This is a genomic window from Variovorax sp. GW821-FHT09B01 (assembly GCF_059418345.1).
Genome location: NZ_JBWKPQ010000011.1, coordinates 202734 through 217757, shown reverse-complemented (window position 1 = coordinate 217757; position 15024 = coordinate 202734). Strand labels below are relative to the sequence as shown.

Below are 15024 nucleotides of genomic sequence, written 5' to 3'. Positions count from 1 at the left end.
CGTTCAGAGCATGGCCCAGCCGCCATCGACCGGCAGGTCGACGCCGGTGATCTGGCGCGAGACCTCGCTGGCCATGAACAGGCAGGCGTTGGCCACGTCGGCGTCGGTGGAGACGCGGCGCAGCGCGTAGTCGGCCGCATGGCGCGTCATCGCCTCCTCGAGCGTGATGCCCAGCTTCTCGGCCATGTTGGCGCACACCTTCTCGCGAAAGCGCGGCCCGTCGACCATGCCCGGCGCAACGCAGTTGACGTTGATGCCGTACGGGCCGGCCTCGAGCGCGAAGCTCTTGGTGATGCCGCGCAGCCCCCACTTCGAGGCCGAGTAGGCGAGCCGGCCGGCGCGCCCGCGCATGCCGAAGGTGCCGCCGACGTTGACCACCTTGCCGCTCTTGCGCTCGATCATCGAGGGCAGCACCGCGTGCATGGTGTTGAAGCAGCCCGTCATGTTGAGCTGCACGATCTCGTCGAACTCCTCGCTCGTGGTCTCCCAGCCGGTCTTGCCGATCGGGCCCGAGCCGCCGGCCACGTTGACCAGGATGTCGATGCGGCCGAAGGCCTCGAGCGCATGCGCGGCCAGCGCCTCGGTCTGGGCGCTCTGCGTGAGGTCGCAGGGCACCACGATGGCGGCCACGCCGAGCGCGCGGGCCTCGGCGGCCACGGGCTCGATGGCGGCGGTGTCGCGGCCGGCCAGCACCAGCTTCGCGCCTTCGCGCGCGAAGGCCAGCGTCACGGCGCGCCCCATGCCCTTGGCGGGGCCGGTGATGAGCGCCACCTTGTCCTTGAGTTGCAGGTCCATGTTCGTCTTTCTCTCTTCGTGTCGTTGTGGCGGGGTTCAGGGTTGGCGGTCCAGGCTCGAGGGCCGCTCGGCGCGCGCGGGCAGGAAGCCGCGGTCGAAGACCTCGGCCACCGTGGGCTTGCGCGGCAGCTTGTTGGCATCGGCCACGATCTCGATCGCGCGCTGCATGCGTGCTTCGTCGATGTCGCCCAGGCCGATGCGCGCGATCTCGGGATGGCTCATGTCGTTGCGCAGGGTGGCGAGCAGCTTCTCCTTCTCGACCTCGCGCTTGAGCAGCGGCTCGCGCTTCATCACCGCGGCCACGCCGGCATCGGGATCGGCGATCACGTCCTTGATCGCGCGGTTGAGCGCCTTCACGAAGCCCTGCACCGCCTTCGGGTTGTCCTTCACGAAGGCGCGCGAGAAGAACACGGCGTTCGAATAGAGGTCCATGCCGTGGTCGCCGTAGCGGATGAAGCGCAGGTCCTTCGCGGGATCGAGGCCCATGGCCTTGGCGCTGAAGCTCACGGTGGTCACGTAGCCGAAGGCGGCGTCGATCTGGCCGCGGCTCAACATCTGCTCGCGCAGGTTGGGCGCCATGTTGGTGATGTTGACCTTGGCGGGGTCGACGTTGGCGATCTTCGCGAAGGCCGGGAACAGCTTGAGCGCGCCGTCGTTGGCCGGGCCGCCGATGGTCTTGCCCTCGAGGTCCTTGGGCGTGCGGATCGGGCTGTCCTGCTTCACCACCAGCGTGAAGGGCGGCGTGTTGTAGAGCATGTAGACCGCCACCGGCGCATCGGCCGGGCGCTTGGAGGCCAGGTCGATCAGCGCGTTGACGTCGCCGAAGCCGGCCTGGTAGGCGCCCGCGGCCACCTTCGGGATCGAGGCGGCCGAGCCCTCGCCCTGGTCGATCTCGACGTCGAGGCCCTCGGCCTTGAAGTAGCCCTTGTCCTGCGCGGTGAAGAACCAGGCCTGCGCGCCTTCGTACTTCCAGTTGAGGACCATCTTGACCGAGGTCTGGGCGGCGGCGCCGGTGGCGGCCAGGGCGAGCGCGCAGGCCGAGAGCAGCGCGGGCATGGGGCGGCGGAAGAGGGACATGTCAGGACTCCTGGTGGGGCGGGGTGGATGCAGAACGGCGCGAACGCTTCGGCAGCGAGGCCATGAGCGCTTCGGCCGTGGCGACGAAGCCGTGCAGCTGCTGCACGATGAAATGGATGCCGCGCGTGACGTAGGCCGGCGACGGCGTGTTGCAGGCGTCCTTCAGCAGCACGCAGTCGTAGCCGAGGAAGGCCGCGTCCTGCAGCGTGGAGAACACGCAGCGGTCGGTGTTGATGCCCGCGAACAGCAAGGTGGTGATGCCCTGCTGGCGCAGCAGGCTGTCGAACTCGTTGTCCCAGAAGCCGCTCAGGCGGTGCTTGTGCACGGTGATGTCGGTGGCGGCGACCTCGAGCTCGTCGATCACGCGCGCGCCCCATTCGCCGCGCACCAGCGAGGGGCCGTGGTCGATCGGCGAACGCTCGGCATAGCCCACGCCGTCGGCGCTGCGCTTGCCCTTGAAGTGGATGGTCGGGCTGAGGTTGAGCGCATCGGCGCGGATGCCCCAGTTGAGCCACACCACCGCGCCGCCGGCCGCGCGCCAGGCGGGCAAGAGGCGCGCGATGACGGGAATGGGCTTGCGCGCGGCCTTCGTGCCCAGGCCCTTCTGCGCGAACCAGCCCTCGGGGTGGCAGAAGTCGTTCTGCATGTCGACCACCACGAGCGCGCTGCGCGCGAGGTCGAACCGCACCGGCTGCGGCTGCGCATCGATGCGCACCGGAACGGGTCGCCTTGGTGCGCGCACCAAGCTCACGCCCTGCGCGTCGAGCGTCCAGGCGTTGTGCGCGGCGGGGCCGAAGCGTGCCGGCTGTTCGTCTTTGGTGCGCGGGATATCGGATCGGCGTTTCATGCCCGACCTCCACGCAGTCACCGTGCCAGAAGGTGCTCCGAATCCATACCGTTTCGCGGACCCTGCGTTGCCGCAACGGCAACGCAGCCATGGCCCGAATCATGCAACCGGTCGCGGCCACATCCCTTTGACCAGCGATCCGCCATGAACCACCTGCGCTTCCTGCGCTATGCCGACGAGGTCGCCCGCGCGGGCTCGATCCGCCAGGCCGCCGAACGGCTGCATGTCGCGCCCTCGGCCGTCAACCGCCGCATCCAGGACATCGAGGAGGAGCTCGGCACGCCGATCTTCGAGCGGCTGCCGCGCGGCATGCGGCTCACCACCGCGGGCGAGCTGTTCATGCGTTACGTGCGCGGGCGCGCGGCCGACCTCGAGCGCGTGCGCTCCGAGATCGAGGAGCTCAAGGGGCTGCGCCGCGGCACGGTGCGGGTGGTGGCGAGCCAGGCGCTGGCGCCGCGCTTCCTGCCCGCGGCGATCCACGACTTCCGCCGGAGCCATCCGCTGGTGGCCTTCGAGGTACGCATCGGCGACCACGTGCAGGCCGCCGAGGCGCTGCGCAGCTTCGGCACCGACCTCGCGCTGGTGTTCAACCTCGCGCCCGAGAGCGACATCGAGCGCCTGACCTCGGTCGAGCAGCGGCTCATGGCGCTGATGCATGCGCGCCATCCGCTGGCCATCGCCACCGGCACGGCCACCGGCGTGCGGCTGCGCGACTGCGCCGAGTACCCGGTGGTGCTGCCCAACCGCGACACCGGCGGGCGCCAGCTGATCGAGCGCTTCCTCGCGCGCAGCTCGACCCGCATCGACGCGATGGTGGAGAGCAACAGCTTCGAATTCCTGCGCGGCTGCGTCTACGACCGGCGCTCGATCTCGTTCCAGATGGCGATCGGCGCGCTGCCCGACGACCGCGAGGTGGTGGTGCGCGAGATCGAGGACCGCGGCTTCCCGCGCGGCGAGCTGGTGCTCGCGAACCTGCGCGGGCGGCAGCTGCCGGTGATCGCCTATGCGTTCGCGGAGTTCCTGGGGAAACGGCTGGCGGCGCTCGACTGACTCAGTGCGAGAGCGCCGGCAGCGCCTTCCTCAGCGTCTCGCTGAAGGCCCGCAGCGCCTCGGTCTCGTGCGCGCCGCGCTTGGTCACGCGGAAGAAGTCCATGCCCACGCGCGGCTTCACGAGCACGTCGGTCCGCACGCGGTGGCGGCGGCAGGCCGCAAGCGCGAAGGTGGGCATCACGGCGGTGCCGAAGCCGGCCTCGACCATCGAGATCAGCGTGCCGAAGAAGTTGAAGGCGGGCCGCTGCGCGTCGGCCAGGCCCATCTCGCCGAGCTGGCGATCGATCACCTTCTGGATCGGGTTGCCGGGCGGCAGGCCGATCAGCGCGGCGCCGCGCAGCGCCGACCAGGGCGCGCTGCCGACCGGCTCGCCGTCGGCCGCGGCCTGCGTCACGCGCATCAGCTCGAAGCGGCCCACGGGCGTGCGGTCGAGGCTGGGCGCGGCCCTGAAGAAGAAGCCCAGGCCGAGGTCGGCATCGCCCGCCTCCACCATCGCCTCGACGTCGCGCAGGTCGGCATCGAACAGCCGCAGCGCGACCTGCGGATGGGCCTCGCGAAAGCTCGCGAAGACCCAGGGCAGCAGGTGCGACGACACCAGCGGCGTGGCCGCGATGCGCAGGGTCTGACGCGCCGCATCGCCCTCGGCGCCGAGCTCGGCCGCCACGTCGTCGAGGTCGGTCAGCAGCCGCTCCACCACCGGCAGCAGGCGCCGGCCGGCCGGCGTGAGGCTCACCATGCGCGTGGTGCGGTCGAACAGGCGGCAGCCGAGCTGCTTCTCCATCTCGCGGATCAGGATGCTCAGGCCGGCCTGGGTGATGTGCGCCTGCTCGGCCGCGCGCGTGAAGTTGCCGATGCGCGCCACCTGCAGGAAGGCGCGCATCTGGCGTGTGCTCAGGTTCATAAGGATTCATGATAAATCCATATCACATCTAAATTTCCCCTATGGCTCGTTTCAGGTCCCAATACGGCCCCCATGAGCACCGCATCCAACGAAGTCATCATCCTGGGCGCCGGCATCGGCGGCCTGACCCTCGCGCTGAGCCTGCACCAGGCCGGCATCGCCTGCCGCGTCTACGAGGCCGTGCCCGAGCTGCGCCCGCTGGGCGTGGGCATCAACCTGCTGCCGCACGCGGTGCGCGAGCTGTCCGAGCTGGGCCTGCTCGAGGCGCTCGACCGGGTCGGCGTGCGCACGCAGGAGGCGGTGTTCTTCACCGAGCACGGCCAGTTGGTGTTCCGCGAACCCGCGGGCCGGCATGCGGGCTACGACTGGCCGCAATACTCGATCCACCGCGGCGACCTGCAGACCGTGCTGCTCGAGGAGACGCTGAAGCGCCTCGGCCCCGAGAGCGTGCGCTGCGGCCACCGCTGCACCGGCGTCGAGCAGGACGACGCGGGCGTGACGGTGCATTTCGCCGACGGCCGCGCGCCGGTGCGCGGCGCGGTGGCGATCGGCTGCGACGGCATCCACTCGGCGCTGCGCAAGCAGCTCTATCCGAACGAGGGCGCGCCGCGGTACTCGGGCATCAACATGTGGCGCGGCACGGCCGCGTGGCAACCGTTCCTGTCGGGCGGCAGCATGGTGCGCGCGGGCTGGCTCACGGTCGGCAAGATGGTGATCTACCCGATCCGCAACGACATCGACGCGCAGGGCCGCCAGCTCGTGAACTGGGTGGCCGAGATCCACGCGCCGCAACCCGCGATGCGCGACTGGAGCCGCGCCGGCCGGCTCGAGGACTTCCTGCCCGCCTTCGCCGACTGGCACTTCGACTGGCTCGACGTGCCGGCGCTGATCCAGGCCTCCGACACCATCCTCGAGTACCCGATGGTCGACCAGGACCCGCTGCCGCGCTGGACCCACGGCCGCCTCACGCTGCTGGGCGACGCCGCGCACCCGATGGTGCCGCGCGGCTCCAACGGCGCGGGCCAGGCGATCATCGACGCGCGTTTTCTCGCGGGTGCGATGAAGCGCGAGGGCGTCGGCCAGGCCGCGCTCGAGAGCTACGACCGGGTGCGCGTGAAGGCCACCACCGAGGTGGTGCTGACCAACCGCAGCAACCCGCCCGACACCATCCTGCGCGAGGTGTTCGAGCGCTCGGGCGGCAAGCGCTTCGACAAGCTCGACGAGATCGTGACGCAGCAGGAGCTGCAGGCGATCTCGGACCACTACAAGCGCGTGGCCGGCTACGACCCGGCCGCGCTCAAGCAGCGCGCCTCGTACCTTTGAACCCATCCCACAAGAACATGCCCACGGAGACACCATGCGCCTTCTGACCAAGACCCTCGCCACCCTGCTCACCGCCGCCAGCGCCATGGCCGCCCATGCCTGGCCCGACCAGGCCGTGACGCTGGTCGTGCCCTACACGCCCGGCACCGGCATCGACCTGATCGCGCGCCAGCTCTCGGCGCGGCTGCCCGCGGCGCTGGGCCAGCCCGTGGTGGTGGAGAACGTGGCCGGCGCCAGCGGCAACATCGGCAGCGAGAAGGTGGCGCGCGCCAAGCCCGACGGCTACACGCTGATGGTGCAGGTCAACACGCTGGTGATGAACAAGAGCCTCTACAAGACGCTGGCCTACGACCCGGTGGCCGACTTCACGCCGGTGTCGCTGACCTCCTGGGGCACGCTGCTGCTGGTGACCAACCCGAACACGCAGAAGGCCACCACGCTCGCGCAGCTCGTGGCCGCGGCCAAGTCGCATCCGGGCCAGCTGACCTACGCCACGCCCGGCGTCGGCACGCCGCACCACCTGTCGATGGCGCTGCTGATGCAGGGCACCGGCACCGAGCTGCTGCACGTGCCCTACAAGGGCACCGCGGGCGCCGTCACCGACCTGCTCGGCGGGCGCATCGACGCGATGTTCCTGCCGGTGCACGTCGCGCTGCAGCACATCCAGGCCGGCAAGCTCAAGGCGCTCGCCACCGGCAGCAGCCACCGCCTGCCGCAGCTGCCCGACGTGCCCACCCTGGCCGAGGCCGGCGTGACCGCCGACAACGTCGACATGTGGTACGGCGTGCTCGCGCCCAAGGGCACGCCGGCCGACGTGGTGGCGCGGCTCAACAAGGAGATCGCCGCGGTGCTGAAGTCGCCCGAGGTGGCGAAGTCCTTCGAGTCGCAGGGCATGGTGCCCGCGAGTTCGACGCCGGCGGAGTTCGGCACGCTGATCCAGAAGGATGCGCAGCGCTGGGCGGCCGTGGTGAAGAAGGGGAACATCACGGCGGATTGAGCCGCGCGGTCGGCCGGCCTCGCCGCGATTCAGCCCCTCCAAAAGGAGGATGGCACAACAACTTTCGGCACGAAGCGCCCCGGCATTCGCGCCCCCGAACTCGCTCTCACGCACCTCGACCCGCGACCGCTCCCGCCCGCGCCTGGCGATTCGCGTACTCCTCGCCCATCGCGCAGCGCCTCGACTTCGATCGCTCGCAAAGCTGAGATACTTTGCGGAATAAGTATTAACCGCCGTGCATGCGTCAATGCATCGCTGCGCGGCTTCGAGCGACAGAGGAAAAGAGGGGCGAGGGAATGAAGCTGAAATTCACGGCCATTGTTGGCTTTTGTCTGGCATTGGCCGCCTGCGGGGGCGGTGGAGGCGGCGGCGGTGGGGGAGGATTCCCCGGCCTCGTGGGTGGTGTTCCCGGCGCCACGGGTCAACCGGAAACGCCTGCGTCCAACCCCGTCATCACCTTCTCGCCATCCACGCTCACCGGTAACCAACAGACCGGCACCAGCGCCAGCTATGTGGTGAAAGTCAACGTCACCAACCCCGACGTGTTCACTGGCCCTGTCTATGCAGTGGTCCTGGATCGCGAGCAGATCCTGAGACAGGCCGACGGCCTGCGTCTCGTCGCCATTGACAAAGTCACCTTCGCCGCGACCCTGAATACCTCTGGCAGCCTGACGCCAGGCCGCCACAGAGGCACGTTCTCCGTGTCCCTGTGCAAGGACATCGCGTGCATCGGCCAGTACGCAGGCTCTCCGGTTTCGCTTCCCTACGACCTCACGGTCACGCCAAAGCCGCTGTCGGCTCTCGCGCCGACCGGTACGCGTGCAACCGTTCATGTGGGCGCCGCCAACCCGCCCGAGGTCGACGTCCACGTCGGCGGCCCCGACGGCACCTGGAAGGCCACCACGAGCAGCAGCTGGCTGAAGGTCGCGCAGGCGGAAGGCCAGCTGCCGGCCACGCTCAAGGCCCGCTTCGTCACGCAGGGCATGACTGCCGGCATCTACCAGGATGAGCTGGTGGTGCGTTCCGCCGACGGTCAGGAAGCCAAGGTCGGATTCACGCTCGAAATGCTGGCCACGCAGTTCCAGGTCAGCACCGACTCCTTCACCTTCACCGGGGTGAATGGCGCGACCATCCCGCCACAAACACTGAATTTCGAGCTGGACAACGGCACGCCCGCGAGCTGGACGGCCAGCGCCGCCTCGCCATGGCTGCTGCTCCAGCCGGGCACGGGCACCACCCCGGGCTCGCTGACTGCCCGCGTCGATGCCAGCAAGTCCAACCTGGCCTCTGGCGACTACACCAGCAGCATCGTGCTGGCTTCGGCGGGTTACCCGAGCAAGACCGTGGGCACCGCGCTCACGCTCACGAAGCCCACGCTGTCCGCTCCATCCATGGCAGTCATCCTGGGCGGCGCCAAGGGACGGGATGAGGTCGCGCAATCGCTCTCCATGAGCCTGAACACGGGCACCAACAAGTGGCCCTGGACGCTCTCGACGCCGCTGCCCAACTGGGTCAACGCCGCCGCCACGTCCGGCAGCGTCGATGCGAACGGCACGCCGCTGAGCTTCTCGCCGATCTTCAATGGCATCACGCCAGGCACCCATTCCGGCCTCGCGACCGTGACGGCGAAAGTCAACGGCGACACGGTCACGCTGCCTGTGAGCCTGGTCCTGAATCGGGACAAGCGGCAACTGCTTCCCTCCGAGTGGGGCATCGGTTTCGCCAGCGTACCTGACGGATCCGTGCTCACGCGAACGGTGCGGGTCACCGACAACTTCGGCGGCGCACTGCCCTGGACCGCCACCTCCAGCGCCCCCTGGCTCTCCGTGACGGGCAATGGCACGACAGGAACCAGTCCGGGCCTGGTGCTCACTGCGGATCCGAAGCTGGCGCCCACGGGCCAGACAAGCTATGCGACCGTCACGCTGAAGACATCCAATCCGGACGTGGCTGCCGCGGTCATCAACGTCGGGTTGTGGAAGGCCACCAGTGGATTGACCGCCTTGACCACGCTGCCGGCCGAGTACACAAACATCGTCGCCGACAAGATCCGCCCTTACGTCTACGCGCATAGTGGTGGCACGTCGATCGATATCTACAACGCGCACCTGGGCACCAAGGTCGGCAGCATCGCCAACGTCGGAGGCTCGCTGGCGGAGATGACCGTTGCACCCGATGGAAGCAAGCTCTATGCGGTGGATACGGGTGGCCAGGCCATCGCCGTCGTGGACCTCGCGACCGCATCGAAGATCGAAGCTTGGCCGCTGATATCGAGCGCCGATCCGTACCTGAGCTTGCTGGCGATCCGCACCAACGGCAAAAACATCGTCATCGCGGGTGACGGCAATGCGTACGTGGACGGCCTGAGCATCAACACACTGTCGCCCGGCGGCATTCGCCTGGTCCTTGCCGCCTCGTCCGACGGCCGGAGGGTTTTCGCGCAGGACACGGGCTTCAGTCCCGCCGGCTTCATCGCGTTCGATGTCGACTATTCCGCCATGGGTGGCGGCACCCTGCTGGTGACGAACACTGCATCGGGGGCCGTCAACGGTGCCGCGAATGGGCAGGATATCGCCGTGAATGCGGACGGCACCGCTCTCTACACCGCGTCGGGCGCGCCCTACCGCTGTTCTTCCGTGAATCCCATCAGTCTGGCGTTCATTGCCAGCCTGCCGGGCGGAGAGGCCTATCCCAACAATGTCAAGGTCACCAGGGACGGCCGTGTGATATGCGGCGTGGATGGCGGACTTGCGAATGCGGACGTCTGGGTCCATTCCGCCAACGGAACGCTGTTGAAGTCCTTCAAGTTCGGCGGTCTTCTCCGGCGCCAGTTGGCGGTGACACCGGATGGAATGACGGCCGTGGGCCTGACAAGCCTTCCCCAGATGGTGTTCGCCCCCCTCGGCGCGCCGTAATCGCACGGCACCTGAAGCAGGTGCATCAACTCAGCGCGGCGCGCGCCCCGCGTGCCGCGCCAGGTGCACCTGGTGCAGCGTGATCTTGCGCACCTCGGCCTGGCTGGTCTCGATGTGGGCGCGCAGCAGCATCGCGGCCTGGTCGCCGCGGTTGGCGCGCACGGCCTTGAGGATCTTGGCGTGCTCGTCGTAGGTGGCGTCGATGCGCGGCTGCTGCGTGAAGTCGAGGCGGCGGATGATGCGGATGCGGTCGGTGACGTCGCGATGCACGCGCGCCATCTCGGCATTGCCCGCGGCCGCGACCAGCGAGCAGTGGAAGGCCTCGTCCCAGGCCGCGACCTGCGCCATGTCGGTGCTGCGCTGCGCGGCGGGCACCAGCCAGATGGCCGCGAGCTCGTCGAGCAGGCTGCGGTCGACGCGGCGATCGGCCTCGCACAGGCGGTGCACGGCCGATGTCTCCAGGATCATGCGCAGGTCGTAGAGCTGCTCGAACTGCTCGAAGTCGAAGGGCAGCACGCGCCAGCCGCTGCGGAACAGCACCTCGACGAAGCCCTCCTGCTGCAGCCGGAACAGCGCCTGGCGCACCGGCGTGCGCGAGACGCCGAGGCGGTCGCTGATCTCGTTCTCGGTGAAGCGGTCGCCCGGCACGAGGATGAACTCGGCCACGTCGCGCTTGAGCTGCGCATAGACCTCGTCGGCGCGCGTGCGGAACACGACCGCGTCGGCGGCCACGGGCGTGGACGCGGGAGCGCTGGGTTCGGCGGCTTCGGTGCCGTGGCGGGGACGGGCGATGGTCGACACGGGGCGAATGGTAGTCGCTGCGGCGCGCTTCATGCGCCGCCGAGCGCTTCGATGAGCTGGCCGCCGGTCGCGGTCCAGCCGACGATGCCGCCCTGGGCGCGCACCATCTCGACGGTGGCGGCCTTGAAGGCCGGGAAGTAGCTCTCGGTGCAGTCCTCGAGCAGCAGGCCGTCGTAGCCGCGGTCGTTGGCCTCGCGCATGCTCGTCTGCACGCAGACCTCGGTGGTGACGCCGCCGAACAGCAGGTGGGTGATGCCGCGTGCCTGCAACAGCTCGTGCAGCTCGGTGGCGTAGAAGGCCCCCTTGCCGGGCTTGTCGATCACGATCTCGTCGGCCACGGGCGCGAGCGCCTCGATGATCTGGTTGCCGGGCTCGCCGGCCACGAGGATGCGGCCCATCGGCCCCTCGTCGCCGATGCGCAGCGTGGGATTGCCGCGGTTGCGCTTGGCCGGCGGGCAGTCCGAGAGATCGGGCCGGTGCGCCTCGCGCGTGTGGACGACGAGGCCGCCGGCCGCGCGCCACGCGGCGAGCACGCGCTGCGTGGCCGGCACGATGGCCTCGAGCAGCGAGACGTCGTTGCCCAGGGTCTCGCCGAAGCCGCCGGGCTCGATGAAGTCGCGCTGCATGTCGATCAGCACGAGCGCGGTGGACTTCGGGTCGAAGGTGTAGGGAAAGGGAAGTGCCTGCGCGATCTGCATGTTCGATGTCCTTCTAGTGGCCGCCGCCCATGTGCGCCCCGATCACGTGGCGCTCGGCACCCGCGGCGGCGGTCTCGTGGACCACGCGGCCCTCGCTCATGACGACGATGCGGTCCGACAGCTCGAGCAGCTCGTCGAGGTCCTCGCTGACCAGCAGCACCGCCCCGCCCTTCTCGCGCACCTGCACGATGCGCGCGTGGATCTCGGCCACGGCCGCGAAGTCGAGGCCGAACACGGGGTTGGCCGCGATCAGCACGTTGATGTCGCCCGCGAGCTCGCGCGCGAGCACGGCGCGCTGCACGTTGCCGCCCGAGAGGCTGCGGATGGGGGCGCCTTCGCCTTGCGTCTTGACGCCGTACTCGGCGATCCATTCGCGCGCCCGCGCGCGCCAGCGCGAGAAGCGCAGCAGGCCGCCGGCCGCGAGCGGGGGGCGGTCGAAGTCGCGCAGCGCCATGTTCTCGGCCACGCTCAGGTCGCCCACGCAGGCGTTGCGCAGCGGCTCCTCGGGCAGGCTGCGCACCTTGAGTTCGCGGTTCTCGGCGCGGCTTGCGCGGTAGGGCGTGCCCATCACGCGCACCCGGCCCGCGAGGCGCGGGCGCTGGCCGACCAGCGCCTCGACCAGTTCGCGCTGGCCGTTGCCCGAGACGCCGGCCACGCCGAGGATCTCGCCCGCGCGCACCGACAGGCTCAGGTCGTGCAGCGCGAGCGTGCCGCGATCGCCGAGCGCGCGCAGGCCCTCGACCTCGAGCGCGACGGGCGCATCGGCGGCCGGCGCGCGGCGCGTGGAAGTGGCGGCGGCCTGCGCCGGGGCCGCGGCGGTCTCCTGCGCGCCCATCATGGTCGCGGCGAGCAACGCCGGGCTGGTGTCGGCCACGCGGCCGTGGTGCACGGCCTTGCCGCGCCGCAGCACCGTCACGCCGTCGGCATAGGCCATGACCTCGCGAAACTTGTGCGTGATGATCAGCACGGTGCACAGCCCGCTGCGCGCGAACTCGCGCACATGGCCCAGCACCTCGTCGGCCTCCTGCGGCGTGAGCACCGAGGTGGGCTCGTCGAGGATCAGCAGGCGCGGCTTCAGGTAGAGCTGCTTGAGCAGCTCGAGCTTCTGCTTCTCGCCCGCGGCCAGTTCGGACGGCCGCGCATCGAGGTCGAGGCGGAACGGCGTGGTGGCCAGGAAGGCCTCGAGCTCGGCGCGCTTGGCCTTCCAGTCGATCACCGCGGGCGTGCGGCCGCCGGCCAGCAGCAGGTTCTCGGCCACGGTCATGCCCGGCGCCAGCGTGAAGTGCTGGTAGACCATGCCGATGCCGAGCGCGCGCGCGACGATGGGGTTGGCGATGTCCTGCTCGCGGCCGTCGATCAGGATGCTGCCCTCCTCCGCGCGCTGGAAGCCGGCCACGCATTTCACCAACGTGCTCTTGCCCGCGCCGTTCTCGCCGAGCAGCGCATGCACGCTGCCGGGTTCGACGCGCAGGGTCACGCTGTCCATCGCGGTGAAGGCGCCAAAGCGCTTGGTGAGGCGGTAGGTGTCGAGCGCGAGCGCGCCGGTGCCTGGGGGGAGGCCGCCGATGGCGTGGGTGCTCATGTCTTTACTCCGAGGCTTGGTTCGGGGCGCGTGCACAGGCCGTCGGGCACTCCCCTCCGCGAATGTCCCCCGCCTTCGGCTCCTCCTTGATTTCGCTGCGGGGAGCACCCGACGCCCTGTGCACGAGGAGCGCAGCGGTGGTGCGGCCGGCACGACCGCAGCGCCCCTCGATCACGTCGCTGGGGTGCCTTGCGCAGCGAAATCAAGGAGGAGGCCGAAGGCCGGGGGACATTCGCGGAGCAAGGCACCCCAGTGGGGTGATCGCGCCCCGGCCGTCGAAATCCAGTCCCCATGACACGAATCGAATGATCCGCGCTCATAACGCCGCCAGCAAAGCCTGCGACGAAGCATGCGCCCCGAACACCCCGCCCTGCATCGTGATCATCTTGAGCGCCGCGAGATGGTTGCCATGGTCGGTCGCCGCCGTGCAGTCCGACAGCAGCAGGCATTCGAAGCCGCGGTCGTTGGCGTCGCGCATCGTGGTGTGCACGCAGACGTCGGTGGTGATGCCCGCGAGGATCAGGTTCTCGATGCCGCGCGTGCGCAGGATCAGCTCGAGGTCGGTGGCATAGAACGAGCCCTTGCCGGGCTTGTCGATCACGGTCTCGCCGGGCAGCGGCGCGAGCTCGGGAATGATCTCCCAGCCCGGTTCGCCACGCACCAGGATGCGCCCGCAGGGACCGTCGTCGCCGATGCCCACGCCGTTGGCGCCGATCTGGCGCGAGCGCCAGCGCTTGTTGGCCGGCAGGTCGGCGAGATCGGGTCGGTGGCCCTCGCGCGTATGGATCACGTGATAGCCCAGCGGCCGCAGCGCCGCGAGCGTGCGCGCGATCGGCTGGATCGGTGCCTGCACCAGCGACAGGTCATAGCCCATCACGTCGACATAGCCGCCCTTGCCGCAGAAGTCGGTCTGCATGTCGATCACGATCAGCGCCGTGTTGTCGGGCCGAAGCTGGCCGTTGTAGGGCCAGGCATAGGGTTCGGCCGCGACGTGGCGCTGCACGGCGGCGGTATCGGTGGTGCTCATTGCTCGGGTCCTGCGTAGCTGCGTTCGGGCGGCGCGAAGCCGCAAGGCGTGCCGTCGGTCACCTTGACCTCGGCGCTCCAGGGCAGGCGGTAGGTGCCCGCGGCCATGTCGCGCATGTAGGTGTAGGGACAGTCCTGCGCCCCGCCCTTCACCGCCACGTAGCCGCGGTGGTAGAGCTGGTAGATGTTGTTCTCCACGCCCCAGCCGGTGCGCGCCTCGCGCACCAGGTCGGGCCGCAGCTCGGCCGTGACGATCTCGTCGACGCGGCCGCCGCCCTCGACCAGCACCGTGCCGTCGAAGTCGCAGAACATGCCCTCGCCCATCGAGTCGAAGCTGCCGTCGCTGCCGCTGAGGCACACGCTGGCCGTGTAGGCGAGGTTGCAGAAGGCGTTGGCCTGGTTGGTGATCTTCCAGGCATGGCGGATCGGCGCGGTGTAGCCGGCCGTGCGCAGGATGATCTCGGCGCCCTTGTACGCGGCCTCGCGCGCCATCTCGGGGAACATGCCGTCGTGGCAGATGATCAGCGCGAGCTTGCTGCCGTTGGGGCCGTCGCACACCGGCACGCCGAGGTTGCCGGGCTCCCAGGGCTCGACCGGCACCCACGGATGCAGCTTGCGGTAGTAGAGCCGGATCGCGCCCTGGTCGTCGATGATCAGCCCGCTGTTGTAGGGGTTGCCGCGCGGGTTGGCTTCCATGATCGAGAAGCAGCCCCAGATGCGGTGCTCGATGCAGGCCCGCTTGAAGGCCGCGACCTCGGGGCCGTCGAGCGTGCACATGATCTCGGGGTTGGTGTCCATCGAGAGGCCGTGCAGCGCGTACTCGGGGAACACCACCAGGTCCATGGTCGACTGGTTGCGGCGCGCCTTGCCCACCAGCGCGCAGATGCGCGCGGTCTGGGCCGCGAGCTCGGCGCGCGTCTTCACGTTGGGCAACTGCAGCTGCACCAGGCCGACGACGACGCCGTTGGCCGATTTGTTGAGTCCGCCGAGGCCGCTCATGGGCGTTGTCCTT

Annotated in this window: 13 protein-coding genes; 4 read left to right on the top strand and 9 right to left on the bottom strand. The window is 69.5% G+C overall.

Features of this window, described 5'->3' with window-relative positions; genetic code table 11:
• Nucleotides 1-3 precede the first annotated feature (3 nt).
• The 3 genes from AC07RV_RS27360 to AC07RV_RS27350 are packed head-to-tail and all read right to left on the bottom strand — an operon-like array spanning nucleotide 4 to nucleotide 2719.
• On the bottom strand, nucleotides 4-795 hold the full coding sequence (locus AC07RV_RS27360; protein ID WP_296774643.1) for an SDR family NAD(P)-dependent oxidoreductase: 792 nt from the start codon (nucleotides 793-795) through the stop codon (nucleotides 4-6).
• Nucleotides 796-831: 36 nt separating this feature from the next.
• Nucleotides 832-1872, bottom strand: coding sequence for an ABC transporter substrate-binding protein (locus AC07RV_RS27355; RefSeq protein WP_296774642.1), 1041 nt, complete (start codon nucleotides 1870-1872; stop codon nucleotides 832-834).
• A 1-nt stretch (nucleotide 1873) separates the two neighbouring features.
• Nucleotides 1874-2719: a cysteine hydrolase family protein gene (locus AC07RV_RS27350; RefSeq protein ID WP_296774640.1), complete on the bottom strand. Its 846-nt coding sequence runs from the start codon at nucleotides 2717-2719 to the stop codon at nucleotides 1874-1876.
• A 144-nt stretch (nucleotides 2720-2863) separates the two neighbouring features.
• On the opposite strand from AC07RV_RS27350, the gene AC07RV_RS27345 reads away from it, so the two are divergent.
• Nucleotides 2864-3769, top strand: coding sequence for a LysR family transcriptional regulator (locus AC07RV_RS27345; protein WP_296774638.1), 906 nt, complete (start codon nucleotides 2864-2866; stop codon nucleotides 3767-3769).
• Nucleotide 3770: 1 nt separating this feature from the next.
• Here the strand turns inward: AC07RV_RS27345 and AC07RV_RS27340 are convergent, their stop codons facing one another.
• Complete coding sequence (locus tag AC07RV_RS27340; protein ID WP_296774636.1) at nucleotides 3771-4670, bottom strand: LysR family transcriptional regulator; 900 nt, start codon at nucleotides 4668-4670, stop codon at nucleotides 3771-3773.
• Between the two features lie 72 nt (nucleotides 4671-4742).
• Between AC07RV_RS27340 and AC07RV_RS27335 the strand changes: the two genes are divergently transcribed.
• The 3 genes from AC07RV_RS27335 to AC07RV_RS27325 all read left to right on the top strand — a co-directional run bounded on the left by AC07RV_RS27335 (nucleotide 4743) and on the right by AC07RV_RS27325 (nucleotide 9905).
• Complete coding sequence (locus AC07RV_RS27335; RefSeq protein WP_296774635.1) at nucleotides 4743-5993, top strand: flavin-dependent oxidoreductase; 1251 nt, start codon at nucleotides 4743-4745, stop codon at nucleotides 5991-5993.
• Between the two features lie 34 nt (nucleotides 5994-6027).
• A complete protein-coding gene (locus AC07RV_RS27330) occupies nucleotides 6028-6990 on the top strand; it encodes a tripartite tricarboxylate transporter substrate binding protein (RefSeq protein ID WP_208508761.1) in 963 nt (320 codons plus the stop codon).
• A 296-nt stretch (nucleotides 6991-7286) separates the two neighbouring features.
• Entirely contained in the window at nucleotides 7287-9905 is a 2619-nt protein-coding gene (locus AC07RV_RS27325) for a YncE family protein (protein WP_296774632.1), read from the top strand.
• Nucleotides 9906-9935: 30 nt separating this feature from the next.
• Here AC07RV_RS27325 and AC07RV_RS27320 read toward each other — a convergent pair whose 3' ends face one another.
• The 5 genes from AC07RV_RS27320 to AC07RV_RS27300 form a co-directional block, all read right to left on the bottom strand.
• The gene (locus tag AC07RV_RS27320; protein WP_371268815.1) at nucleotides 9936-10706 is read right to left on the bottom strand and encodes a GntR family transcriptional regulator; all 771 of its coding nucleotides are present in this window, start codon (nucleotides 10704-10706) and stop codon (nucleotides 9936-9938) included.
• A gap of 29 nt (nucleotides 10707-10735) precedes the next feature.
• Nucleotides 10736-11404, bottom strand: a complete 669-nt coding sequence (locus AC07RV_RS27315) for a cysteine hydrolase family protein (protein ID WP_296774630.1) — start codon at nucleotides 11402-11404, stop codon at nucleotides 10736-10738.
• A gap of 13 nt (nucleotides 11405-11417) precedes the next feature.
• Entirely contained in the window at nucleotides 11418-12986 is a 1569-nt protein-coding gene (locus AC07RV_RS27310; protein ID WP_296774628.1) for an ABC transporter ATP-binding protein, read from the bottom strand.
• A 316-nt stretch (nucleotides 12987-13302) separates the two neighbouring features.
• Nucleotides 13303-14013, bottom strand: a complete 711-nt coding sequence (biuH, locus tag AC07RV_RS27305; protein ID WP_093344045.1) for a biuret amidohydrolase — start codon at nucleotides 14011-14013, stop codon at nucleotides 13303-13305.
• The gene (locus tag AC07RV_RS27300; RefSeq protein ID WP_296774626.1) at nucleotides 14010-15011 is read right to left on the bottom strand and encodes a formamidase; all 1002 of its coding nucleotides are present in this window, start codon (nucleotides 15009-15011) and stop codon (nucleotides 14010-14012) included. The genes biuH and AC07RV_RS27300 overlap by 4 nt, the downstream gene beginning before the upstream one ends.
• Nucleotides 15012-15024 lie beyond the last annotated feature (13 nt).